General features: G+C 71.0%; 22 protein-coding genes. 13 read left to right on the plus strand and 9 right to left on the minus strand.

Annotated elements, in window-relative coordinates; all coding sequences use genetic code 11:
• Positions 1-13 precede the first annotated feature (13 nt).
• Complete coding sequence (locus tag ACFY12_RS16615; protein WP_390716484.1) at positions 14-1510, plus strand: glycosyltransferase family 39 protein; 1497 nt, start codon at positions 14-16, stop codon at positions 1508-1510.
• A 2-nt stretch (positions 1511-1512) separates the two neighbouring features.
• On the opposite strand, the gene ACFY12_RS16620 is transcribed toward ACFY12_RS16615, so the two are convergent.
• Positions 1513-1926 carry an ADP-ribosylation/crystallin J1 gene (locus tag ACFY12_RS16620; RefSeq protein ID WP_390716485.1) on the minus strand — a complete coding sequence of 138 codons (414 nt, stop codon included), beginning with the start codon at positions 1924-1926 and terminating at the stop codon, positions 1513-1515.
• A 223-nt stretch (positions 1927-2149) separates the two neighbouring features.
• On the opposite strand from ACFY12_RS16620, the gene ACFY12_RS16625 reads away from it, so the two are divergent.
• The gene (locus ACFY12_RS16625; protein WP_390716486.1) at positions 2150-2983 is read left to right on the plus strand and encodes an isocitrate lyase/phosphoenolpyruvate mutase family protein; all 834 of its coding nucleotides are present in this window, start codon (positions 2150-2152) and stop codon (positions 2981-2983) included.
• Between the two features lie 52 nt (positions 2984-3035).
• Here the strand turns inward: ACFY12_RS16625 and ACFY12_RS16630 are convergent, their stop codons facing one another.
• Positions 3036-3326: a hypothetical protein gene (locus ACFY12_RS16630; protein WP_390716487.1), complete on the minus strand. Its 291-nt coding sequence runs from the start codon at positions 3324-3326 to the stop codon at positions 3036-3038.
• A 406-nt stretch (positions 3327-3732) separates the two neighbouring features.
• Here ACFY12_RS16630 and ACFY12_RS16635 point away from each other — a divergent pair, with 406 nt between their 5' ends.
• Together ACFY12_RS16635 and ACFY12_RS16640 are read left to right on the plus strand one after the other, a co-directional pair.
• On the plus strand, positions 3733-4440 hold the full coding sequence (locus ACFY12_RS16635; RefSeq protein WP_390716488.1) for a hypothetical protein: 708 nt from the start codon (positions 3733-3735) through the stop codon (positions 4438-4440).
• Positions 4437-5714, plus strand: a complete 1278-nt coding sequence (locus tag ACFY12_RS16640) for a sensor histidine kinase (protein ID WP_390716489.1) — start codon at positions 4437-4439, stop codon at positions 5712-5714. The genes ACFY12_RS16635 and ACFY12_RS16640 overlap by 4 nt, the downstream gene beginning before the upstream one ends.
• A 78-nt stretch (positions 5715-5792) precedes the next feature.
• Here ACFY12_RS16640 and recQ read toward each other — a convergent pair whose 3' ends face one another.
• On the minus strand, positions 5793-7919 hold the full coding sequence (gene recQ, locus ACFY12_RS16645) for a DNA helicase RecQ (RefSeq protein WP_390716490.1): 2127 nt from the start codon (positions 7917-7919) through the stop codon (positions 5793-5795).
• A 210-nt stretch (positions 7920-8129) separates the two neighbouring features.
• Between recQ and ACFY12_RS16650 the strand changes: the two genes are divergently transcribed.
• A complete protein-coding gene (locus ACFY12_RS16650; protein WP_390716491.1) occupies positions 8130-8405 on the plus strand; it encodes a hypothetical protein in 276 nt (91 codons plus the stop codon).
• Positions 8406-8919: 514 nt separating this feature from the next.
• Complete coding sequence (locus ACFY12_RS16655; protein ID WP_390716492.1) at positions 8920-9090, plus strand: helix-turn-helix domain-containing protein; 171 nt, start codon at positions 8920-8922, stop codon at positions 9088-9090.
• A gap of 34 nt (positions 9091-9124) precedes the next feature.
• On the opposite strand, the gene ACFY12_RS16660 is transcribed toward ACFY12_RS16655, so the two are convergent.
• The 3 genes from ACFY12_RS16660 to ACFY12_RS16670 all read right to left on the minus strand — a co-directional run bounded on the left by ACFY12_RS16660 (position 9125) and on the right by ACFY12_RS16670 (position 11074).
• Positions 9125-9703, minus strand: a complete 579-nt coding sequence (locus ACFY12_RS16660; RefSeq protein ID WP_390716493.1) for a hypothetical protein — start codon at positions 9701-9703, stop codon at positions 9125-9127.
• 92 nt (positions 9704-9795) lie between these two features.
• Positions 9796-10074: an FAD-dependent oxidoreductase gene (locus ACFY12_RS16665; protein WP_390716494.1), complete on the minus strand. Its 279-nt coding sequence runs from the start codon at positions 10072-10074 to the stop codon at positions 9796-9798.
• A 265-nt stretch (positions 10075-10339) separates the two neighbouring features.
• Positions 10340-11074, minus strand: a complete 735-nt coding sequence (locus ACFY12_RS16670) for an alpha/beta fold hydrolase (RefSeq protein ID WP_390716495.1) — start codon at positions 11072-11074, stop codon at positions 10340-10342.
• Positions 11075-11174: 100 nt separating this feature from the next.
• On the opposite strand from ACFY12_RS16670, the gene ACFY12_RS16675 reads away from it, so the two are divergent.
• Entirely contained in the window at positions 11175-12143 is a 969-nt protein-coding gene (locus ACFY12_RS16675) for a helix-turn-helix transcriptional regulator (RefSeq protein ID WP_390716496.1), read from the plus strand.
• Between the two features lie 12 nt (positions 12144-12155).
• On the opposite strand, the gene ACFY12_RS16680 is transcribed toward ACFY12_RS16675, so the two are convergent.
• The 3 genes from ACFY12_RS16680 to ACFY12_RS16690 form a co-directional block, all read right to left on the minus strand.
• On the minus strand, positions 12156-13445 hold the full coding sequence (locus tag ACFY12_RS16680) for a cation:proton antiporter (protein ID WP_390716497.1): 1290 nt from the start codon (positions 13443-13445) through the stop codon (positions 12156-12158).
• Entirely contained in the window at positions 13445-13969 is a 525-nt protein-coding gene (locus ACFY12_RS16685) for a flavin reductase family protein (protein WP_390716498.1), read from the minus strand. Before ACFY12_RS16685 ends, ACFY12_RS16680 begins: the two co-directional genes overlap by 1 nt.
• Before the next feature lie 168 nt (positions 13970-14137).
• Positions 14138-15736 carry a tryptophan halogenase family protein gene (locus ACFY12_RS16690; RefSeq protein WP_390716499.1) on the minus strand — a complete coding sequence of 533 codons (1599 nt, stop codon included), beginning with the start codon at positions 15734-15736 and terminating at the stop codon, positions 14138-14140.
• Between the two features lie 196 nt (positions 15737-15932).
• On the opposite strand from ACFY12_RS16690, the gene ACFY12_RS16695 reads away from it, so the two are divergent.
• The 6 genes from ACFY12_RS16695 to ACFY12_RS16720 are packed head-to-tail and all read left to right on the plus strand — an operon-like array spanning position 15933 to position 22381.
• Positions 15933-16847, plus strand: coding sequence for a BTAD domain-containing putative transcriptional regulator (locus tag ACFY12_RS16695; RefSeq protein ID WP_390716500.1), 915 nt, complete (start codon positions 15933-15935; stop codon positions 16845-16847).
• A 9-nt stretch (positions 16848-16856) separates the two neighbouring features.
• Positions 16857-18407, plus strand: a complete 1551-nt coding sequence (locus ACFY12_RS16700; protein ID WP_390716501.1) for an aldehyde dehydrogenase family protein — start codon at positions 16857-16859, stop codon at positions 18405-18407.
• Positions 18404-20182 (plus strand): non-ribosomal peptide synthetase, encoded by a 1779-nt coding sequence (locus ACFY12_RS16705; protein WP_390716502.1) that lies wholly within the window; start codon positions 18404-18406, stop codon positions 20180-20182. Before ACFY12_RS16700 ends, ACFY12_RS16705 begins: the two co-directional genes overlap by 4 nt.
• A complete protein-coding gene (locus ACFY12_RS16710; protein WP_390716503.1) occupies positions 20179-20946 on the plus strand; it encodes a thioesterase II family protein in 768 nt (255 codons plus the stop codon). Before ACFY12_RS16705 ends, ACFY12_RS16710 begins: the two co-directional genes overlap by 4 nt.
• A gap of 14 nt (positions 20947-20960) precedes the next feature.
• Positions 20961-21161, plus strand: coding sequence for an MbtH family protein (locus ACFY12_RS16715; RefSeq protein WP_390716504.1), 201 nt, complete (start codon positions 20961-20963; stop codon positions 21159-21161).
• Between the two features lie 5 nt (positions 21162-21166).
• Positions 21167-22381 (plus strand): cytochrome P450, encoded by a 1215-nt coding sequence (locus ACFY12_RS16720; RefSeq protein WP_390716505.1) that lies wholly within the window; start codon positions 21167-21169, stop codon positions 22379-22381.
• Positions 22382-22424 lie beyond the last annotated feature (43 nt).

Consider the following 22424-nt stretch of genomic DNA (forward strand, 5'->3'; position numbering starts at 1 on the left):
CCGGAGTGCCGCCGTGTGGCTGCTGCCTTCCGGGCTGATGCTGCTCCTGGGGGCGTGGGGTATCCGGCGGCAGGGGGCCGTATGGCGTGACGAGGCGGTCACGTACGACATGGCGCACCGCGGCCTGGCCGACCTGTGGGCCACGTTGCAGCACGTCGATGTCGTACACGGCGTGTACTACGCGCTGATGCACGTCTGGTTCCGCCTCTACGACGCCACCCTCGGCGGGGCCTTCGGCGGGGCCCTCGACGGGGTCTTCGGGGCGGCGGTCGGCCTGCGGCTGCCGTCCGTGGCCGCGATGACCGCCGCCGCGGCGGGCGTCGCCCTGCTGGGCCGGCGACTCGTCGGACCGCGGGCCGGCCTGCTCGCGGGCCTGGTCTTCGCGCTGATCCCGCTCGTGCAGCAGTACGCGCAGGAAGGGCGCTCCTACGCGGCCGTCTGCGCCCTGGTGATCTGGGCCGGCTATGTGCTGGTGCGGGCCGCCGCCCGCCCGCGCCGGAGGCTGTGGGCGGCCTATACGGCGCTGATGCTGTGTGCCTGCCTGCTGCACGAGTTCGCGTGTCTGGCGCTGCCCGCGCACGGCGCCGCGGTGGTACTCGCCCGGCTGCCCCGCCGCGTACTGCGCGCCTGGGCGCTCTGCGCGGCCGCCGTCTTCGCCGGACTGGCCCCGCTCGCGGTCTACAGCACCCGGCAGTCCGCGCAGCTCAGCTGGCTGCTGTGGCCGGACCCCGGCCAGCTGCTGACCTTCGCCGCGCTCGCGGCCCTCGGCCTCGCCTGCGCCCACGTCTGTGTCCGCGCCCGGGTGTCCTCCCGCGGCCCGATCGGCCTGCGGGCTCTGGCCGTCCCCCTGCTCCTGCTCCCCACCTTGCTGCTGTTCCTGCTCTCGCACCTCGAACCGGCCTACGTCGACCGCTATGTCCTGTACTACGTCGCCGGATTCGCGCTGCTCGCCGGCGCGGCCCTGGCCCGGCTGCTCCGCCCGGCCGGTGAGCACGGCCAGACCCGCGCCCGACGGCTGCGTCGCACGCTTGCCGTGGCGCTGGCCCTGGCCGCGTTGCTCCCCGTCACCGTCCGTCTCCGCAGCCCGGACAGCCGGGTCGACGACGTCACCGCGGTCGCCCGGGCCGTCCGGGAGACCGCCGAGCCGGGAGACGGCCTGCTCTTCATGCCGTCGCGGCGCCGGATCTGGATGGCGACCCGGCCGGATGACTTCCGCGGCCTGGACGACCTCGCCCTGGCGCAGAGCCCGGTGGCCTCACACACCCTCTACGGCACCGAAGTCTCCGGCGACGCCATCCGGGACCGGATGCTCGCCGCCCGCCGCATCATCGTGGCCGGCGACCCCGCCGACCAGCCCACCGACGACACCGACCAGGAAATCGCCAAACGCGCCACCCTGCGCGACGCCTTCGAGGCCTGCGGCAGCAGGGAGGTACGCGGCGCCCGGGTCACGGTGTACGCGCGCCCGGGGGCGTGCGGCGTGGCGCGGACGGGCGACCGGGCCGGCTGACGTCATGACGCCGCAGCGGACGGAAGGTGCGGACGGAAGGTGCGGACGAAGGTGTGGATCAGCTCGATGGGGCCGACGATGTGCCGGTTGAACTCCGGCAAGTCCTCGGCGGGAACCCAGAGTTCGAGGATCGTCCGTCCGCCCGCCTGCCGTACCGGGTAGCGCGCGACGAAGTCCGCCTCGACCTCGAAGCGGGTGACATGGCCGATGCCGGAGGCCGGTACGTTCCAGTCGCGGGCTATCCGTATCGCGTAGTCCTCGTTGAGGACGGGATAGAAGATCGGCTGGTCGGGTAGCCGCGGCGGCCAGGCGCGCCGGCCCGAGGCCTCGACCAGCGCGAGCTCCTCGGGCCCGGTGGGGCGCCAGAGGGTGCGGGTGGCGGGGCCCGGTCGGCCGGGGCGCGGCGTGTCGATCATGTCCGTACGGTACGGGGGCGGGGTGCGCGGAGCCATGGGTTATCGCCGGTATCCGGTATCCGGTATCCGGTATGAGGGCGGGGCGTGCGGATCGACACGGGGGCGCGCGGACCACACGGGCATGCCGTGCGAGTTCGGAGCTGTACGCCGGAGTGGTCATGACTCCCTGGTCCGCCGCGAGTCCTGGGTGGCTACCGAAGGGAGACATGCCTACGGTGCTCGTATGAGCACCTCCTCGGAGTACGCCACCTTCCATTTCCACGCGCTGCACCACGCCGACCGGCCCCTGCTGCTGCCCAACGCCTGGGATGTCGCCTCGGCCGCCGCACTGGCCGGTGCCGGGTATGCGGCGGTCGGTACGACGAGCCTGGGCGTCGCCTCGGCCCAGGGCTGGCCGGACGGGCGCGGGCTCGCCGAAGTCCGCGAGGCGACCCTGGCCCTGGCGCGGCGGCTCAACGGTCGGCTGCCGTGCCCGTACACCGTCGACATCGAGAGCGGATTCGGCGGAGAGCCGACCCAAGTCGCCGCCATCGCGGGCGAGTTGGCGGAGTCCGGGGCGGCGGGCCTCAACCTGGAGGACGGCTTGCCCGGCGGTGCGGGGCTGCAGGACCCGGTGCGCCAGGCCGAGTTGATCAGTGCGGCGAAGGAACGCGCACCGGGACTCTTCCTCAATGCCCGGATCGACACCCACTGGCTGGTGGACGCCCCGCCGCCGCTCTCGGTGACGCTCTCGCGCGCCGAGAGCTATCTGGCCGCGGGCGCGGACGGCATCTTCGTCCCGGGGGTCGTCGCCGACGAGGACGTAGCGGTACTGGTCGCCGAGATCCCGGCGCCGCTGAACATCCTCTTCGCACCAGGGCGGCACACCGTCAGCCGGCTGGCGGAGCTCGGCGTTCGCCGTATCAGCACCGGCTCACTGCTCTTCCGTACCGCCTTGCAAGCCATGCTCGGGGCGGCGGAGGCCATCCGTTCGGAGCGGCAGCTGCCGGATGTCACGGGGACGGGCGGCGAGGTGCTGGGGTACGAGGACGTGCAGCGGCTGGCGGGGGAGGAGTAGGGGCCGGCAGGGGAGGAGTAGGCCGGCGGTCCCGGCCGGCTCCAGACCGGGCTCAGGCCTGCTGGCCGCCGCTGTGGCCGCTCTGCCGCCGGCGCTGCACGGCGACGACCGCACCTGCCACGCCCAGCGCACCCGCGCCACCGATCAGTCCGGCCTTGGGCAGGTGGCCCGCCTTCTCGGCCAGCCCGGCCAGCCCGTTGTCGGGCAGCACGATCGACGTCCGGCTCTCCGCGTGCGCGGCGGTGTCGGCGGCGGAGGCGGCGCCTGCGGGAAGCAGCAGGACGGCCAGCGCACCGGTCGCGACGGTGGCGGTACGGATCATGTGGCGGCGCTGGGCCCGCATGGGTACTCCTCGTCGGGGGCGGCGCTCGGCCGCCATAGGGGTGAGTTACGGCACACCACGGTACGGAGCGTCCTTCACGGCCACCCGTATGTTGTGTAACAGTCAGCACGAACTCTGCGATCGGCCCTGTCACGAAGCCCTCCGAGGGCGGAGCACCGAGCCGAATCACCGTACGGATGTGCGGATATGCGGCCGTACGGGCGTATGGGTGCGCGGCATATGGGTGCGCGGCGGATGGGCGTACGGACGCCGTCGGATGGCCGCACCGAGGAATCCATCGAAGAATCCAACGAGGAATCCAACGAGGAATCCAACGAGGAATCCGACGAAGAGCCCGGCGAAGAGCCCGGCGAAGAACCCATCCCCCGGACACCGGCGCGACGACTGCGGAGGCGGTGGCAACGAGATGCGACGGTCCCCGGCCATCCCTCTTCCGTTCCTCCCTCTTCTTCCGTTCCTCACCCTGCTCCCGCTTCTTGCCGCCTGCGGCGGCCCGGAGGGCCTGGAGAGCGACGGGCGCGCCAGGGACGTCACAGCCCCGCTCGCGCTGTGGCCGGGCTCGTCGCCCGCCCCGCCCGGCCGGGAGGACAGTCCGGTCGCCCGCAAGCCGGTACCGAATGTGCCGCGCGTCCCCAGCGGCAGCATGGCGGACGTGGACCCGCTCGCCGTCCTCGACGCGGATATCACCGCGGAGGGGCGGCGGCCTCCTGCCCCGAAGGCCGTACGCCGCCCCGTCCTGCACGACCTCACGGATGACGGCAAGCCGGAACTGATCACCGCCGTCGACCTCGACCCCCGCAACAGCGAGCTGCGCGTCTACAGCGTCCAGGACACGGTGGTGACCCGGGTGCTGCTGCTGCGCGCGGTGCTGGCCGGGGTCGAGCTGGCGGCCGGGCACCTCTCCGTCCGGGAGCCCACCAAGGACCCGCGCTATGTCGCCGTCACCGACTACGTCTGGGACGGCGACTCGATGGCCCTGTGGGACCTGACCCTCGATGATCCCCGCAAGCACCCGACCAGGCAGGAGCGCGGGGCCGGGCAGGCCGGTGGCGGCGGCCCGTCCGGTGGCAGCAGCCCGTCCGGTGGCGGCAGCCCGTCCGGCGGCAGTCCATGAGGTTCCCCGCGGTCTCCGTCCGCTGGAAGATCGCGCTGACCGTGATGGCGGTGAGCTGCGCGGTCGCCGCCGTGTTCGGTGTCCTCGTGCACAACGAGGTGGCCCGCCACGTCGTCGCCGACGTCCGCAAGGAGACCCGCGAGAACCTCGATACCGCGCTGGACGCCTTCGAGTACGGCACCTCGGCCGAGGACGTCAACTCCCTCCTCGATCCGGCCGAACTGCCCGATCCGCTGCGCCAGTTGGTGCACTCCGGGCGGCACGGCACGATGGTCGGTACGTATCGGGGCCGCCTCGTCATGTGGGCGGCGGCGCCGGCCGATGGCCGGGTGCTGGCCGTCTGGCATTCGTACGCCAACACCCGCCGCTCCCTGGAGGAGCTCGACACCGTCATCCTGGGCTCGGCGGTGCTCGCCGCCACGACCGTCACCCTCGCCGGGCTGCTCCTCGCCCATCGCATGAGCCGCCGGCTGGCCACCACGGCGGCGGTGGCGCGCCGGATCACGGCCGGGGATCTGGACGCCCGGGTCGGCGACGGGGGAGACCTGTGGCGCCCGGGCCGCGGCCCGGCGGGGCGGGACGAGGTGGCGGCGGTGGCCGCGGCCCTCGACTCCGTGGCCGGCTCGCTGCAGAGCCGCTTGCAGGCCGAGCAGCGCTTCACCGCCGATGTCGCCCATGAGCTCCGTACGCCCCTCACCGGCACCCTCGCCGCGGCCGAACTGCTCCCGGAGGGCCGGCCCAAGGAGATGATCCTCGACCGGCTACAGGCGCTGCGCCGCCTCACCGAGGACCTGCTGGAGATCTCCCGGCTGGACTCCGGCACCGAGCGCGCCGAGTTCGCCGCGTACGAACTGGGTGTGCTGGTCGAGCGCGCGGTGCGCGCCACCGGCCTGGACACCGAGGTACGTATCGTGTCCGAAACGGTCGTCGAAACGGACCGGCGGCGCCTCGACCGGATCGTCGGCAACCTCGTCCTCAACGCCCACCGGCACGGCCGGCCCCCGGTCGTCGTCACCGTCGACGCCCCGCCCGGCGGCCCCCCTACCGTCGAGGTACGTGACCACGGCCTCGGCTACCCCGCCGATCTGCTGCACCACGGCCCACGGCGCTTCCGCACCGACGCACCCGGCCGCGGCAAGGGGCACGGCCTGGGCCTGACCATCGCCGTCGGCCAGGCCGCCGTCCTCGGCATCGAGCTGGACTTCTCCAATGCCCCGGACGGCGGCGCCCGCGCCACCCTGTACCTGCCGTACGGCGCCTCCGCCGTCCAGTGACCCGCTGTCCCTCGCCGTCCAGTGACCCGAGGGCACTACCCCGGCTCACGGCAGCCGGCGCAGGCACTGGCCGGGCACTCACCAGTCGATGTCGTCCATGTCCTCCGGAGCCATGTCGTCCGGCGGCTCCGGCAGCGCCTCGTCCTCGTCCCGTTCCCGGGCCGGCACCGCCCCTGACACCGACTCCGACTCCGCACGACCGCCCCCGGCCACCTGGGCCACCCCGGTCACCTGAGCCACCCCGGTCACCTCCGGGCCGACGGCACCCGTCACGGCACCCGCAGCAGCTCCGTCCCCGCTTCCTTCCCCTTGCTCCCTTCCCGCTCCTTGCTCCCTTCCCGCCAGCACATCCAGAATCGGCTCCCCGTACTTCGCGAGCTTGTTCTCGCCGACGCCGTTGACCGAGCCCAGCTCGGCCGTCGTGGTCGGCCGGAGCATGGCAATCTCCCGCAGCGTCGCATCGTGGAAGATCACATACGCGGGCACGCCCTGCTCCTTGGCGGTACGCCCCCGCCAGCCGCGCAGCGCCTCGAAGACCGGCAGCGCCTCCTCGGGCAGATCCACCGGCGCCCGCTTGCCCTTCGTCTTCGCCTGCGCCTTCGCCGCGCGCGCCGCCTTCTCCGGCTCCCGGCGCATCGGCACCTCGCGCGCCCCCTGCAGCACCTCGCCGCTGGTCTCCGTGAGCACCAGCGTGCCGTACTCCCCCTCGACGGCGAGCAGGCCCTGCGCCAGCAACTGCCGTACCACGCCCCGCCATTCGGCTTCCCGGAGGTCGGCGCCCACTCCGAAAACGCTCAACGCGTCGTGATCGAACTGGATGACCTTCGCGGTCTTCTTCCCCAGGAGGATGTCGATGATCTGCCCGGCCCCGAACTTCTGCCCCCGCTCGCGCTGCAGCCGTACGACCGTCGACAGCAGCTTCTGCGCGGGGACCGTGCCGTCCCAGGTCTGCGGCGGGGTCAGACACGTATCGCAGTTGCCGCACGCACTGCTCTCCTGGCCGAAGTACGCCAGCAGCCGGACCCGCCTGCACTGCACCGTCTCGCACAGCGCCAGCATCGCGTCGAGATGGGCCGACAGCCGTCGCCGGTGGGCCTCGTCCCCCTCCGACCCGTCGATCAGCTTCCGCTGCTGCACCACGTCCTGGAGCCCGTACGCCAGCCAGGCCGTCGACGGCAGGCCGTCCCGCCCCGCACGCCCGGTCTCCTGGTAGTAGCCCTCCACGGACTTCGGCAGATCCAGATGCGCCACGAACCGCACATCCGGCTTGTCGATCCCCATCCCGAACGCGATCGTGGCGACCACGACCAGGCCGTCCTCGCGCAGGAAGCGCGCCTGGTTCTGCGCACGCGTACGGGCGTCGAGCCCCGCGTGGTACGGCACCGCGGGGATCCCGTTGTCCACGAGGAACTGAGCGGTCTTCTCCACCGACGCCCGCGACAGGCAGTAGACGATCCCCGCGTCGCCGGCGTGCTCCCCGCGCAGCAACTCCAGCAACTGCTTCTTCGGCTCGCTCTTCGCCGCGATCCGGTACTGGATGTTCGGCCGGTCGAAGCTCGCCACGAAGTGCCGGGCGTCCGTCAGCCTCAGCCGGTTGCTGATCTCGGCGTGGGTTGCCTCGGTCGCGGTGGCGGTCAGCGCGATCCGCGGCACGTCGGGCCAGCGCTCGTGCAGCATCGACAGTGCCAGGTAGTCGGGCCGGAAGTCGTGCCCCCACTGTGCGACACAGTGTGCCTCGTCGATCGCGAAGAGCGAGACCTTGCCCCGGTCCAGCAGGCTCAGCGTCTGCTCGACCCGCAGCCGCTCCGGTGCCAGGTACAGCAGATCCAGCTCCCCGGCGAGGAACTCGGCCTCGACGAGCCGCCGCTCCTCCAGATCCTGCGTGGAATTCAGGAATCCGGCCCGCACGCCCAGTGCCCGCAACGCGTCGACCTGGTCCTGCATCAATGCGATCAGCGGCGAGATCACCACCCCGACACCGCTCCTGACCAGCGCGGGAATCTGGTAACAGAGCGACTTTCCGCCACCGGTCGGCATCAGGACGACCGTGTCCCCGCCCCCTATGACGTGCTCGATGATCTCCTGCTGACTGCCGCGGAACGCGTCGTACCCGAACACCCGGCGCAGCACCTGCACCGCCTCGCTCGTCCCCGGAGCGTCTTCCTCATCCATGTCCACGACCACTTCCACGTCCGCCAGAGCCATTCCTGAAGCCTACGAGCTCCGCCGCTTCCCCCGCGGCCCCTGTGGATAACTCCCCTTGACCCCCTGGCGCCCCCGGCGGACACCCATGAGGGCATCACGGACATTTCGGCGCGTCGCTGACTGATTGTGAGATATGTCGTATTAGCCTTCAGTAACCACATGAAGTCGATCGACTACCGATCGCATCCGTTCAACCTCCGGAGATGGGAAATGAGCAAGCTTCGTACGGCTGCCGTTGTGGTCACCGCTCTCGGCAGTGTCACCTTCCTTGGCGCCGGCACCGCCTATGCCGACGGCCATGGCTCGTCTATCAAGTCCGGCAGCTCGTGCCGGTCGCACGACATCAACGTCGACGTCCTCGGCGAAGTCGGCATCCTCAACGGTCTGTTGGGCAACGCGCTCAACGGTGAGGGTGCTCCGGGTGCGCAGCACACCGCGATGGGCTCGAGCATGGGCTGCAACAACGCCGTCGGCATGGGCAAGTAACGGAAACAGCGAAACAGCAAACGACTAGCGAAACAAACGAAACAAACGAAACAAACGAAACAAACGAAACAACGGAAACACGAAAGAGGAAGTGGGTCCGGTGCCCAAGGCGGCGCCCCGGCACCGGGCCCACTCCGCGGAACTCGAAGGTGCCGCCCGGCGCAGCTCTCCATCCGCCCGGGCGGCACGCGGCTGCCGCAGCAGCGCAAACGGACGCGAGGAAACCGCCGGCCGGGTCAGCGGCTTGATGTCGGGCGCCCTCGGGAGGCTACGCCGGCCCCGGCATCACCATCGGCGTCAACATCGGCATCAACAGGCGAACGATCGACGGAAGTGGCCTTGCGCCGGGGCAACTTGCCCTGGGTGACAGCCAGCGCAGCACCCGCGAGCAGGACCAACGCCCCTATGCCTGGCAGCAGCCCGAAGGACTCACCGAGGACGAGTGTGGCGCACAGGGTGTTGACCACCGGGACGGCCCGCGCACGGCGCGTACGTGGTGGCACGCAGCGGTTCGATGCCGGACAGGACCCGGGAGCCCGCCAGCGGCATCCCGCTGGCGCAGGCCGCTGTCTCCACCGGCTTCTCCGACCAGGCGCACTTCAACCGCTGGTTCAAGCGCACGTACGGCATTACCCCAGGCACCTTCCAACACGCTGCTGCGGGTATGTCGATGACGCCGTCGTAGGGCCGGGCATGTCAGGCGAGGGCCGACCAACGGGTCACCGTTCCCAGTACTTGGCCACCGCCTGCGCGTACGCGACCCGATGGTCGAGCCTGTCGCCCCGGACACGGAACCGGCCGCGCACGGACTCGGTCAGGGCCGCTCGGCCGACGAGCCTGCCCGGCCGCTTCCAGGCCGTTCGCAGAGGGGAGCCGATGCCGTCGAAGGGGACGTCGGAGAGCGCCAGGCCAACCAGGTAGAGCAGGACGAACGGCAGCAGCACCAGCCACAAGAGCAGGGATGGCACCGTCCCCTCCCGTCCGCGCAGCACCGTCCCATCGGGCAGGAGGATCTCGCACACGGGCCGCCACCGCTTCTTCCGCGGCGGCAGGAGCAGTTCAGCCAGGTGCTCGTGGTCAGGGGTGAGCACGGCGAGGCGCCCGCCGTGCTCACCCCTGACCACTACGGCGAGCGGCTCGGCGCCGGCAGGGTCGGCAGCGAGGGTGAAGCGTGGCTTGCACCCGTCGGGAAGGGGGTGGCCGTTGGGGGCGCCACGGTGCACGTGGACGGGGGCCGCGCCCCGGGGGCGCAGTTCGTAGCGCTTGGCGTCGGGGTGCCGGGTGAAGGTGAGCGTCATGGAGTGTCTCGTCTCGTCATGTCGGATCTCCTCACCGAACACCGCGCGCATGTCGCCGGCCGCCGGCGTCTCCGGAAGGTCGTCCGCCCGTATCAGGGCCCGATTTTCACTCCGACCGCGTCCAGGTTCAGTCCGGCGGTGACCGGGCGGCGGCCGGTGGCGATCAGCAGTTGCTCGGCGCTCAGTTCGACGTCCGGTCCGCCGCTGCCGTTGCCGTGGGTGGTGACGGTGCAGCCGGCCTGGTCACGGCGTACTGCTGTCAGGGAGGTGGATGTGTGCACGGTGATGTCCTCACCGTCGAGGACGGCTCCGAGGGCGGCGGAGATTTCGGGTTCCTCGAACGGGGCGAGGCGGTCCAGGACTTCGATCACGTGACGGTGGTGCCCAGGCGGGCGAAGAGCTGGGCCTGTTCCAGCCCGACCGCGTTGCCGCCCACCGCGATCATCGACTGGGGCAGGTGGTTCAGCTCCATCGCGGTGGTCGAGGTGAGGTACCCGGCTTCCGGCAGGCCGTCGACGGGGCGGAGCCGATGGTGATCAGGTAGTGGGCGGCCTCGATGCGCTGCCTCCCGCCGCCGTTCAGGGCTACTGTCAGGGCGGGCCCGGCAGACAGCCTGCTGGCCGTGCGGATCGCAGGTCAGCGGACCGCCGTATCGAGGACGGCGGCGAGCTTTGTGGGCGCCGAGAGCATCGGCCAGTGGCCGGTGGGCAGGTCGAAGCGGCGCCATGGTGCCTCGTTGAGGAAGGCCAGCATCGGCACGCCGCTGTCCAGCAGGGCTGTGAAGTCCTTGCAGGCCACCATGACGCGGTCCACCTCCGGGCCGGGCTCGACCGGCCCGGAGAGGCGCTGCTCGTACGTACCGAACGGCTGCGGGGTGGCGTTCTCGCGCATCAGCTTCCGCTGCTGCTCCCCGAGCCCGTCCAAGCTGCCGCCTGCGCCCAGCGCATCGAAAGACGGCATCGGCAGCCCCCACCCGTCACCGGATGAGGCCACTTGCCGGCGCAGCTCGTCCACCTCCTGCGGCGGCAACAGATCGAGCAGACACATGCCCTCGGTGAACGGGGCGCTGTCCACATAGACCACGCGTGCCAGCCGTTCGCCGAGGCGCCCGGCGGCGCCGGATACGGGGGCCGCCGCGTAGCTGTGCGCGACGAGCGTGACCTCGCGCAGATCGTGCTGTTCGACGAAGCGCGTGATGTCTGCGATGTGGGTGTCGAGGTCCGTGCCGGGGCCGCCCTGTTCCGTACGCTCGCCCAGCCCCGTCAGGGTCAGTGGCAGCGCCGTGTGGCCGTGCTCGCGCAGGGCGCGGGCGGTGTCCTCCCAGGCCCAGCTGCCCAGCCAGGCCCCGGGAACGAGTACGAAGACAGCCATGTGATCTCCCTGAATTGAGGTGTCGTAGGGAGCGTAGAATCGATACAGGACAGATTCCGCCCGGTATTGTGGCGGTGAGACCGGAAATGCCAAGTGATCCATGTCGCATCCCCTGACACGTGTGCTCACCCTCCTGGAACTCCTCCAGTCACACGCCGGGCTGACCGGTGCCGAGCTGGCCGACCAGCTGAGTACCGACGTCCGTACCATCCGCCGCTATACCGCCCACCTGCGCGAGCTCGGTATCCCCGTCGAGGCCGAACGGGGCCGCTATGGCGGCTACCGGCTGGCCCGCGGATATCGGATGCCCCCACTCGTCCTCAGCAACGATGAAGCCCTCGCCGTTGTCCTCGGTCTACTCGCCGGGGAGCAGCTGGGGATGAGTACGACCGCCCCCGCCGGCGCTGGTGCCCTGGCCAAGATCGAACGCGTGCTGCCGGACGCGTTGCGCGCACCGCTCGCCGCCATGCGCGAGGCCCTCTTCTTCACCGCCAGCGCGGTGACCGCGCAGGCACCCGAGACCGGCATCCTGCTGGCGCTGGCCCAGGCGTCCCGCGCGGGCACCACCATCGGCATCGGATACCGCTCCCGGCAGCAGGACGAGACCGAGCGTGATGTCGACCTGTACGGCGTGGTCTTCCACTCTGGTCGCTGGTACGCCGTCGGTTACGACCACCTCCGCGACGCCCTACGCACCTTCCGCATCGACCGCATTACTTCCGCCACGCCGCGGACCGGCACCTTCACTGTCCCCGACGGCTTCGACCCGGTTGCCCACCTCACGGCGAATCTCGGCCAGGGCCGCTACCACTGGCAGGTCGAGGTGCTCATCCACGGCCCCCTGGAGGAGGTCGCCCGCCGACTGCCACGCTCGGCCGTCACCCTCACCGCCCAGCCCTCCGGTGCCCTGATGCGGACCCAGGCCGACCGCCTGGATGGCACCGCCCATCTCCTTGCCTCCCTGGAGTGGCCGTTCACGATCCAACGGCCGGACGAGCTACGCGAGGCTGTCAAGGAGCTGGCCACGCGGCTCGTCACGGCAGCCGAACGGACGGCCGAACTCTCCTGAGGTGGCCCGGAATCATCGAGGCACGGCGGGCTCAGGCGCCGTCGCGTCCGGCAGGGACGGGACCTCGGCCGACCGGGCGGTACGCAGTAGACGCAGGGCGGGCGTCGTCACCACGGTGGTGACGAGGGCCATCAGCACCAAGACAGAGAACAGGTCCGGGCCGATGACCCCCAGTTGCAGGCCGACGTTCAAGATGACCAGCTCGGTGAGGCCACGGCAGTTCATCAGTGCGCCCAGCGACAGCGCATCCTGCCAGGATTGACCGCAGGCGCGGGCCGCGACGGCGCTGCCGCCCACCTTGCCGAGCATCGCCACAGCGAGTACGGCCGCCACCCACCACCACTGCCCGGACACGGCACCCAGAGCCCCGAAGTCGGTGTGCAACCCGGTGCGGACGAAGTACAGCGGAACGAACAAGGTCAGCACCACGGCTTGCAGCCGGGCGGCACAGCGCTCGATCGCGGGCACCCCACGTGGGGTGATGGCGCCGAAGGCGAACGCACCGAACAGGGCGTGCACGCCGATGTGGTCGCTGACCAGTGCGGACAGACACAGCCCGGAGAACAGCACGGTCAGCAGCAGCCCGTCCCGTTCGCCGTCGCGGTCGGGGGTGCGGCGCACCCAGCGGGCGAGCAGCGGGCGGACGACCACGATCAGTGCGGCGACGAAGGCGACCGTGAGGGCGCCGGTGGTGGCCGCGTCCAGCGGCGAGCCGCTGGACGCCAGGGCGACGACGGCGGCCAGCAGACACCAGGCGGTGACATCGTCGACGGCGGCGCACATCATGGCCAGCGTGCCGAGCCGGGTGCCGCTCAGGCCCTGGTCGGTGAGTACCCGGGCGAGGACGGGAAACGCGGTGATGCTCATGGCCACCGCGATGAACAGAACGAACGGCGGCCGCGCCACGCCGGGCGGGGCGAACGGCTCGTACATCGCCAGCGCGAGCAGCCCGCCCAGCAGCAGCGGCAGCACCACACCGGCCTGACTGACCACCGCGGCGGTACGGCCGGCGCGGCGCAGCGCACCGGTGTCCAGTTCCAGCCCGACCAGGAACATGAAGGCGACCAGCCCGAGTTGGCCCAGCGCGTCGATGGAACCGGTCACGCCCGGTGGAAACAGCGTGGCGTGCGCCTGAGGCCATAGCCAGCCCAGGAGTGTGGGGCCCATCAGGATGCTGACGATGATCTCCCCTACCACTGGCGGCTGGCCCAGACGCCTGAACAGCGTGGCACCAGCGCGGCACCCCAGGATCACCGCGGAGAGGGTCAGCAGTAGCTGCGGGAACGGAGCGAGGCCGGTCATCAGCGCTGCCCTTCCCTGACCCCGTCCGGCGCCGGGGCCGCCACGGCATCGCTCCAGCGGGCGTACCGGCGCTGCCCGTACAGCAGCGGCTGCCGCTCGTCGTGGAGGGTGACGTGGTGGACGGTTGCGAACAACGCGGTGTGGTCGCCGACGTGGACGGTATGGGACACCGCACAGTCGGCGATGGCGTGGGCGACATCGTTCAGATGCGGTCCCGCGGCACCCGGCGGCATCCCCCACGCCACCTTGTCGAAGCGGTCCGGGGCTCCGGAGGCGAACAGTTCCGAGACCCAACTGGCCTGATCATGCAGGAGGTTGAGGGTGAATCCGCCGTGCACCAGGACCGCCTCAAGGGTGGGGCTGACCGAGCGCAGGCACACCACGAGGGTAGCCGGACTGAGCGCGACGCTGCACAGCGAGCTGCACGTCATTCCGCGCGGCGCCGAGGTCTCGTCCAGGGTGGTGACGACGGCGACGCCGCTGGGAAACCCAGCCATCAACGGGCGCAGATCTGCGGGGGCCATGGGCGAGGCCGTATGGGCGGAGAGGGAAGGGAGTGGGGTGGCGCGGGACATGGGCGTTCCTGAGGTCGGTGGAGAGCGGGCAGGTGCGCGCTACGGCCCGGCTGCCGGTGGCGACGGGCAGCCGGGCCGTAGAGGGGTCCGCAGTGCAGCGGCGTCCGTGGCCGGGCCTCAGCCGTGCAGTTGCCGCAGGTAGTCGTAAGCGCTCGGCAGCGTCTCCAGCAGCTCCCGCTGGGTCCGCTTGACCTCCTCGAACAACGGCTCCGCGCCAGCCACGGACTCGGGCTTGTGAGCGAGCACCGGCAGTGGGGCATCCGGCTCCAGACCCAGGCCCGCGAAGATGCAGTAGTAGCTGCCGTTGGTCCAGAAGTTGCGGAATTCCGCCTCGAAGTTTCCGTAGTACGTGCTCTCGTCGGTAATCGGCGAGTTGATCGGCAGCCCGGCCTGGTACGCGGCGATCTTGTCCTGGATGTTTTTCGGAAGGGTCAGTTCCTTGTTGGCCCGCCAGAACGGGGTGTCGTTGCGCGGTGCGTAGTAGAAGTGCGCCTGAATGAAGTCCCGGGTGTCGTCGAACATCACCTCTATCTCGTGGTTGAAGCGGTCGATCAGTGCCGGGTTGAACGTACGGTCCGGGAAGTGCTTGGCCAGCTGGTAGATCGCGGCGGTGATGAAGTAGATGCCCGTCGACTCCAGCGGCTCCAGGAAGCAGGACGAAAGACCGATGCTGACCACGTTCTTCACCCACGCCCGGCGGTTGCGGCCTACCCGGAACCGCACGTGGTTGAACTGCGTCTGTTCCGGGTCCAGGTCCCACAGCTCACAGAATTCCGCGGTTGCCTCTTCCTGTGAGGCGAACTTGCTGGAGTAGACATAGCCGGTGCCGAAGCGTCCCAGCATCGGAATCTTCCAGGTCCAGCCCGACGACATGGCAATGGCGGAGGTGTACGGCTCCACACCGTTCTTCTCGTCGTCATGCGGTACGGCGGTGGCCACCGCGCTGTCACACAGCAGATGGTCGCTCATGTCGATGAACGGCTCGGCCATCGCCTTGTTGATCAACAGCCCGCGGAAGCCGGAGCAGTCCACGAACAGGTCGGCGTCCAATGTCGAGCCGCTCTTGGTGTGCAGCGCTGTCACATAGCCCCGCTCGTCCTGCTCGACGCGCACCATCTCGTCCTCGACGTGGCGCACCCCCTGCTTCTCAGTGGCGAAGCGGCGCAGGAAGTCGGCGACCAGCTGTGCGTCGAAGTGCCAGGCGTACCGGGTGGCCGGGCGGCCGTCCAGCCAGCGCGGCGCCTTCATGGCGTCCATCACCGGGGGCTCTCGGAAGCAGGCGTAGTCGAACGGCTCGGTGGTCAGTCCCTCGTGCTTGCGCTTGAACCAGTAATGGGACAGCGGTGTCTGGTCGTGGTCGGGCAGCAGCCCGAAGGGGTGGTAGAAGTGGTCCGGTCCGCCCTCGGGAAGCGTCCTCGCGCCCGCCTCGCCTGTGCCCTCGGTGCGCCAGTTGACGAACCGCACCGCCATTTTGAAGCTGGCGTTGCACTCGCGCATCCACTCTTCCTCAGGGATGCCGAGGTACTGGAAGAACGCTCGGTGCAGATTCGGCACGGTCGCCTCACCCACGCCGATCCGCGGAATGGACGGCGCCTCCAAGACGGTGATCTCCACTGAGTCCTGCAGCGCCTTGCCGAGATACGCAGCCGTCATCCAGCCGGCCGTACCGCCGCCGAGGATGACGACCTTGCGTACACGGTTGTCAGTGTTGGTCATTGACGGACCCTCATTTCAGACACGGCCGAGGCCGGGCACGGATACGTATGGCCCAGTGTCAGGCGGGCCGCCTATCGGGCACCTACAACCGCCAGGGGGCCGAACTATAGAAACGCGCAAGACGGAGCCGTGAGACTTTCCGGACGATGTGGTGCTCAGGATTCGGCCCACAGCCCCGGAATTGCAGGAGGCAGGAATGACCGCCACGGTGAACGAAGCGGTTCGACGCCGGGTGGAAATCCAGTTCCTCGGCGCGTTCTCCGTCACCGTGGACGGCGTCCCGGTGCGCCGCTGGCGGGCGGGAAAGGCCCGGCAGCTCTTTCAGTACCTGGCCCTGCACCAGGACCGTATCCTCACCCGCGAGCGGCTGTATGAGGTGCTGTGGCCCGAGGCGGAGTGGTCGGCCGGCCGCAGCTCCCTCAAGGTCGCCGCACACGCCTTGCGGCAGGTGCTTCAGGCCCGCCCGGAGCAGCAGGAAAGCTGTGGCATCCGCCTGGTGCACCGGGACTTCGGCTATGTGCTGCACATGGACGACGCCACCAACGACGTGGCGCGGTTCCAGCGGCTGGTGACCGCGGGCCTCGCCTCCGCCCGTGACGGCCGGGGCGCGGACGCCGCCGACGCGCTACGCGGCGCTCTCGCCCTTTACCGCGGGGAGTTCCTGCCCGGCGAGCAGGCCGACTGGATCATCGAACAACGCGAGTACCTCAAGTGCCTCGCCCTGCGCGCCCTCGCGGAGCTGCGGTGCCAGGCGCGCGCCCGCGAGGACTTCCCCGGGCTCATCGAGCTGTGCCGCCGCACGCTGGAGATCGACCGGCACCACGAGGAGACGTACCGGGAGTTGATGGCCGCGCACGGCAGCCGCGGCGAACTGGTGCAGGTGCGCAACTGGTACGAGCTGTGCGCACGCCGGCTCCGCGAGGAACTGGGCGTCCCTCCGGCCCGTGAGACACAGCGCCTACTGGGCTCTCTGCTGCAGTCCCCCGATCACCCCGCCCGGCCCGCTGCATCCGCCGGACCGGGCATGCACCGGGCCCGGCGGGCGTACCCCGCCGTACACGGCCCCGCCCTGGCCTCTCACACGCCTCACTCCTCCCTCGCCTACAGGTAAGGACCGCCCATGACCGAGCCGACTGCGCCCGCCGTTCCGTCCACTACCGGTCCCGTCTGCCACACCGACCAGTGGATCGGCGGCCGGTGGACCGCGTCCCTGGCCACCGAGCAACTGGCCGTCACCGACCCCAGCACCGGGCAGCTGCTGGCGACCGTGCCCAGCGGCTGCGCCGCCGACGCCGACCGGGCGGCCCGCGCCGCCGCTGACGCGTTTCCCGTCTGGTCCACCACCCCGATACGGCAGCGCCTGGCCGCGCTGGGTCGGATCACCGCCGGACTGGAGCGGCACGCCGAACAGCTCGCCGACACCATCACGGCCGAGGTCGGCGCCCCGGTGCGGCTGGCCCGGCACACTCAGGTCGGGCTCGCCATCGGCATGGCCGCGCACAGCGCCCAGGTCCTCGAAACCTTTGCGTTCGAGGAGCGCGTCGGGCACTCCCTCGTGGTACGCGAACCGGCCGGTGTGGCCGCCTGCATCACACCGTGGAACATGCCGTTGCTGCTGACCGTGCAGAAGGTGCTGCCTGCGCTCGCCGCTGGCTGCACCGTCATCCACAAGCCCAGCGAACTCACACCGCTGCACGCCCGGTTGTTCGCCCAGATCATGGCCGAGGCCGAACTTCCGCCCGGCGTGTTCAACATGGTGGTGGGCACCGGCCCTCAGGCGGGGGCGGCGTTGGCCGCGCACCCGGCCGTCGACCTGGTCTCGCTCACAGGTTCCGTCCGGGCGGGGCGCGAGGTTTCGGTCCTGGGCGCTGACACCGTCAAGCGCGTTCACCTGGAGCTCGGTGGCAAGGGCGCCAGCCTCGTCCTGGCCGACGCCGATCTGGAAGCGGCGGTGCGCGAGACCGTCGACCGTGTGTGTTTCAACTCGGGCCAGGCGTGCTTGCAGTGGAGCCGGCTGCTGGTGCCGCGCGAGCAGCACGACGAGGCGGTGCGCATCGCTGACGAGGCCATGGCCCAGTACGTGGTCGGCGACCCGCGGGATCCCGCGACCGACCTCGGGCCGCTGGTATCGGAGGCCGGGCGCGACCGCGTCGCCGGCTACCTCCGCGCAGGCGTGGACGGCGGCGCCGACCTCGTACGCGGTGGCACCGAGCGGCCCGTGGGCCTGGAACACGGCCACTACGTCACCCCCACCCTGTTCGCGGGGGTCGATCCGGCCTCCTGCATTGCCCAGGAAGAGATATTCGGCCCGGTGCTGTGCGTGATACCGCACGACGGGGAGGACGACGCGGTACACATCGCCAACGACACCCGTTACGGCTTGCACAGCGGTGTCTGGGCCGGTGACGACGCCCATGCCGTGCGTGTCGCCCGTCGGCTGCGTACCGGAGTCGTCGACATCAACGGGGCGGGCTTCAACCCGGCCGCGCCCTTCGGCGGCTTCAAGCAGTCCGGCATCGGCCGCGAATGCGGGGCCGCGGGCCTGGCCGGATACCTGGAGACCAAGTCGCTCCAGCTGCCCCAGGAGAACACCGGGCCGCTCACCGGCCCCCGTCTGAAGGACACCACCGCACCGGCGCCGGCGCGGGAAGCAGAGAGGAACGCTCGATGACCGACGAGGCATACCCCCTGGGCATCCTGCGTGCCGTGGACCGCGGGCGCCGCGAACGGCCCGCCGACACCGCGGTACAGGCCAGTGACACCACCCTCGACTTCGTCGGACTCGCCGAGCGCAGCGAGCAGCTGGCCGCGCTGCTTGCGGCGCACGGGGTGCGTGAGCACAGTCCCGTCGGGCTGCTGCTGGGCCGCACCGCAGACAGCGTGGCTGCCCTGCTGGCCGTCTGGCGGCTAGGCGCTACCGCCGTGCCGCTGGACCCCGGGCACCCGGTCGAGCGGCTGGCGTATGCGCTGCGAGACGCCGGGGTACGCACCCTGCTGGCCCCACAGGTCCCGCAGGAACTGGACATGGACGGGATCGAGCTGGTGCGCCCGGTGCAGGCGGTGCCGATTGCCGCCCCGGTGGCGCCCGTGATCCCCCACCCGGAAGCCTGCTCGTACATCATCTACACCTCCGGAACGACCGGTCGCCCCAAGGGAGTCGAGGTCACCTATCGCGGCCTGGATACCTTCACCGACGCCCTCGGCACCCTGGGCCTGGCGCCCGGCGGGCTTGGCCTGAACGCCGTCTCCCCGGCCTTCGACGGCTGGCTGTGGTGCACCCTGCTCTACCTCCTGCACGGCCAGGGTGTCGCCTTGGCCGACCTGTCACTGGAGGGGCTGCGCAGCGCCGACGGCGATGCCTCGCCGCTGCCGCCCGGGCTGCGCACCGTATCGCTGACTCCCTCGCTGCTGGCCGCGCACGGCGACGGCCTGGACGCCGCTGAGGTCGTGGTGGTGGCTGGCGAGGCATGCCCGCCTGCCCTCGCCGAGCGCTTTGCCGCCGGTCGGCGCTTCCTGAATGTTTACGGGCCCACCGAGGCCACCATCGCGGCAACCTGGGCGGACAGCGCCCAACAGGACGACGTGCGGACCATCGGCCGCCCGCTGCCCGGCTACCGCGCCTACGTCCTGGACGCCCGGCTGCGGCTCGTCGCCCGAGGCGAGGAAGGAGAGCTCTTCCTCGGCGGCCCGGCGCTGGCCCGCGGCTACCGTAACCAACCCGGCCTGACCTCGGCCCGCTTCGTCCCCGACCCGTTCGCGGGCGGCGGGGCACGCATGTACCGCACCGGCGATCTGGTGGCGCTGCGCGCGGACGGCACGCTGGAGTACCGCGGGCGCCGCGACGACCAGGTCAAGATCCGTGGACACCGGGTCGAACTGGGCGAGGTGGACCGCGTCGCCGCCGCGGTCCCCGGCGTCGAGGCGGCCGCCGCGTACGTCACCGGCTCCGGAGACACCCTCGGCCTGGCCGTCGTGGCGGCCCCAGGGGCCGGCGAGGTGTCCACGGCCGTGCTGGCCCGCTGCGCCGACCTGCTGCCCACCGCCGCCGTCCCGCACACCGTGCGCACGGTGCCGGTCCTGCCGACGCTGGCCACCGGCAAGGCCGACCGCGCCGCGCTCGCCCGCGATCTGGCCGACGCCGCACAGGTCGTCGACGCCCCCGCGGCGGACCTCACCGACCGGGAACGGCAGGTGCTACAGCTGTGGAACGAGCTGCTCGACCGCGAGATCACCGACCCCGACGCGGACTTCTTCGCGCTGGGCGGCCACTCCCTGCTCGCCGCCCGCGCCGTCGCCGAGCTGCGCCGCCGAACCGGGGGCCGGGTCACGCTGGCCCAGCTGCTGGCCCATCCGACCGCCGCCGGGCTGGCTGCCGAACTCGACCGGACCCTGTCGGCCGATGCCGGTGCCCCGGCCGCCGGACCTGTCACCGGAGGTGTGCGGTGACCGGCGGCGCATGGATCTCGACCTGGCCAGAGCCTGGCGGCACCCCTGTTCATGACTCCCGGCCGGTGCTGCTGTGCCTGCCGCCCGCCGGGGCAGGCTGCCACCAGTTCCGGGCCTGGCAGCGCCCGTTGGCAGACAGTGCGCAGGTCTGGGGTGTGCAACTGCCGGGCCGGGAGAACCGGTGGCGCGATCCCATGCCGGACACCTTCGACGAGGCCGTCGACGCCATCGCCGACGAGGTGCGTGCCCGGCTCGCCCCCGGGCACCCCCTGACGATCTTCGGGCACAGCTTCGGCGGCCTCATCGGCTACGAACTCGCCCGCCGCCTCGGGCCTGCCGCCCTCGTCGTCAGCGGCTGCCGCCCGCCCAGCCACTGGGACGGCGCGGGCCGCGGCATCGTCGAGGACGACGAGGAGCTCAACAAGCTGCTGGATGCGGGCGGCCCCGGTGCGGCCCTGCTGGATCCGGATACTCGCACCCTGATGCTCGACATGCTGCGCCGCGATGCCCAGCTGTCCAGCAGCTACGCCCACACGCCCGGTGCCCGCCTGGACATCGAGATCCACGCTTGGGGCGGCACCGCCGACGAGACCGTCACTGCTCACCAGCTCGACGGTTGGGCCGAGGCCACCACCCGCGCCGCTCACCGCATGGACTTTCCCGGCGGCCACCACGCCGTGCTGCGCAACCCGGAGCTGATCCTGCCCCGGCTCGCCGACGTGATCCGCGCCGCCTCCCGGCCGGCCGCCCCCACCCACCTGTAAGGACGCCACCAGCGATGCTCGCCGACCCCGCACCCCACTACCAGGTCCTGGTCAACCACGAGGAACAGTACGGGCTGTTCCCTGCCGGCCTTCAGATCCCGGACGGCTGGCAGGCCGTCGGACACCAGGACACCGAAGCTGCCTGCCGCGCCTATGTGGACACCGTCTGGCATGACACTCGCCCGCTGAGCCTGCGTCGGGCACTGGAGCACTGAGAGCGATGCACATCGACCTGCTGGACCCCGCGCCGTTCGCCCGCAACGACTTCTGGCCCACCTTCGCCTGGCTGCGTGCCAACGCCCCGGTGCACTGGCACCCCGAGCCGGACGGCGGCGGCTTCTGGGTGCTCAGCCGCCACCGCGACATCGTCAAGGTCTACGCCGACAGCGACACCTTCAGCTCTGCCCAGGGCATGCGGCTGGGCAGCGACCCGGCGGCGGTCGCGGCGGTGGCCAACCGCATGCTGATCGTGTCGGACGCGCCCCACCACACCCGCCTCAAGCGGGCCCTGCACCAGGCATTCGCCCCCGACCGGATGCCCCGCATCGAGCGGCTCGTCACCGAGGTCGTCCGCGACCTGGTCGAGGAGGCCGTCGAGCGCGGCGAACTCGACTTCATCGACCTCGCCAAGCAGCTGCCCAACCGCGTGGTGTGCGCCCTGATGGGTATTCCCCGCGCGGACTGGGCGTGGATCGGCCGACTGACCACAGAGGCATTCGACTCACCGGACGAGGAGGTGCGCTCCAGCGCGCACTCCGAGATCTTCCTGTACTTCATCGAGCTGCTGAGCCGGCGCCGCGCCGAGCCCGGCGACGACCTCGTCAGCGAAATCGCCCACCAGACCCGGGTCGACGAACGGGACGGCACGGGGCGCCCGCTGACCGACGAGGAGATCGTCTTCAACTGCAACGGTGTGCTGTCCGGCGCCAACGAGACCACCCGCTACTCGACCGCCGGGGCGGTCCACATGTTCGCCCGGCAGCCCGAGCAGTGGCAGCTGCTACGCACTGGAGGTCCAGCGGCCATCGGCCCGGCCGTCGAGGAGATCCTGCGCTGGACCACCCCCGGCGTGCACGCGCTGCGCACCGCCACCCGCGACACCGAGATCGGCGGTGTGCCGATCGCCGCGGGCGAGCGGGTCACGCTGTGGAATGTCTCAGCCAACCGCGACGAAGAGGTCTTCACCGATCCCGACCGCTTCCTCGTCGACCGCCGTCCCAACCGGCACATTGCCTTCGGTCACGGCCGTCACCTCTGCCTGGGTGCCCGCCTGGCACGCTTTGAACTCGCAGCGCTGCTGCAGGAGTTGACGCCGCTCCTGGAGGGCTTCGAGCTCGCCGGTCCGGTGGTGTTCAACTCCTCCAACTTCACCTGGGGAATCACCAGCATCCCGGTGCGACTGCTGCCCACGGGCCTGCCCGCCCGGGCGGCATAACCGGTACGTCACCGGCCGCCGCTTGACTCTCTCCGAACCGCAA

Origin of the sequence: Streptomyces sp. NPDC001339, from assembly GCF_042895955.1 — a bacterium.
GTDB lineage: Bacteria > Actinomycetota > Actinomycetes > Streptomycetales > Streptomycetaceae > Streptomyces.

Excerpts from the sequence above, each read along its gene's own strand:
- ACFY12_RS16690 (WP_390716499.1), bottom strand. The coding sequence starts at position 15,736 with ATGACCAACACTGACAACCGTGTACGCAAGGTCGTCATCCTCGGCGGC.
- ACFY12_RS16650 (WP_390716491.1), top strand. The coding sequence starts at position 8,130 with ATGAGCAAGCTTCGTACGGCTGCCGTTGTGGTCACCGCTCTCGGCAGT.
- ACFY12_RS16705 (WP_390716502.1), top strand. The coding sequence starts at position 18,404 with ATGACCGACGAGGCATACCCCCTGGGCATCCTGCGTGCCGTGGACCGC.
- ACFY12_RS16685 (WP_390716498.1), bottom strand. The coding sequence starts at position 13,969 with ATGGCCCCCGCAGATCTGCGCCCGTTGATGGCTGGGTTTCCCAGCGGC.
- ACFY12_RS16680 (WP_390716497.1), bottom strand. The coding sequence starts at position 13,445 with ATGACCGGCCTCGCTCCGTTCCCGCAGCTACTGCTGACCCTCTCCGCG.
- ACFY12_RS16625 (WP_390716486.1), top strand. The coding sequence starts at position 2,150 with ATGAGCACCTCCTCGGAGTACGCCACCTTCCATTTCCACGCGCTGCAC.
- ACFY12_RS16630 (WP_390716487.1), bottom strand. The coding sequence starts at position 3,326 with ATGCGGGCCCAGCGCCGCCACATGATCCGTACCGCCACCGTCGCGACC.
- ACFY12_RS16655 (WP_390716492.1), top strand. The coding sequence starts at position 8,920 with ATGCCGGACAGGACCCGGGAGCCCGCCAGCGGCATCCCGCTGGCGCAG.
- ACFY12_RS16720 (WP_390716505.1), top strand. The coding sequence starts at position 21,167 with ATGCACATCGACCTGCTGGACCCCGCGCCGTTCGCCCGCAACGACTTC.
- ACFY12_RS16660 (WP_390716493.1), bottom strand. The coding sequence starts at position 9,703 with ATGACGCTCACCTTCACCCGGCACCCCGACGCCAAGCGCTACGAACTG.
- ACFY12_RS16675 (WP_390716496.1), top strand. The coding sequence starts at position 11,175 with ATGTCGCATCCCCTGACACGTGTGCTCACCCTCCTGGAACTCCTCCAG.
- ACFY12_RS16620 (WP_390716485.1), bottom strand. The coding sequence starts at position 1,926 with ATGATCGACACGCCGCGCCCCGGCCGACCGGGCCCCGCCACCCGCACC.
- ACFY12_RS16640 (WP_390716489.1), top strand. The coding sequence starts at position 4,437 with ATGAGGTTCCCCGCGGTCTCCGTCCGCTGGAAGATCGCGCTGACCGTG.
- ACFY12_RS16700 (WP_390716501.1), top strand. The coding sequence starts at position 16,857 with ATGACCGAGCCGACTGCGCCCGCCGTTCCGTCCACTACCGGTCCCGTC.
- recQ (WP_390716490.1), bottom strand. The coding sequence starts at position 7,919 with ATGGCTCTGGCGGACGTGGAAGTGGTCGTGGACATGGATGAGGAAGAC.
- ACFY12_RS16695 (WP_390716500.1), top strand. The coding sequence starts at position 15,933 with ATGACCGCCACGGTGAACGAAGCGGTTCGACGCCGGGTGGAAATCCAG.
- ACFY12_RS16635 (WP_390716488.1), top strand. The coding sequence starts at position 3,733 with ATGCGACGGTCCCCGGCCATCCCTCTTCCGTTCCTCCCTCTTCTTCCG.
- ACFY12_RS16670 (WP_390716495.1), bottom strand. The coding sequence starts at position 11,074 with ATGGCTGTCTTCGTACTCGTTCCCGGGGCCTGGCTGGGCAGCTGGGCC.
- ACFY12_RS16715 (WP_390716504.1), top strand. The coding sequence starts at position 20,961 with ATGCTCGCCGACCCCGCACCCCACTACCAGGTCCTGGTCAACCACGAG.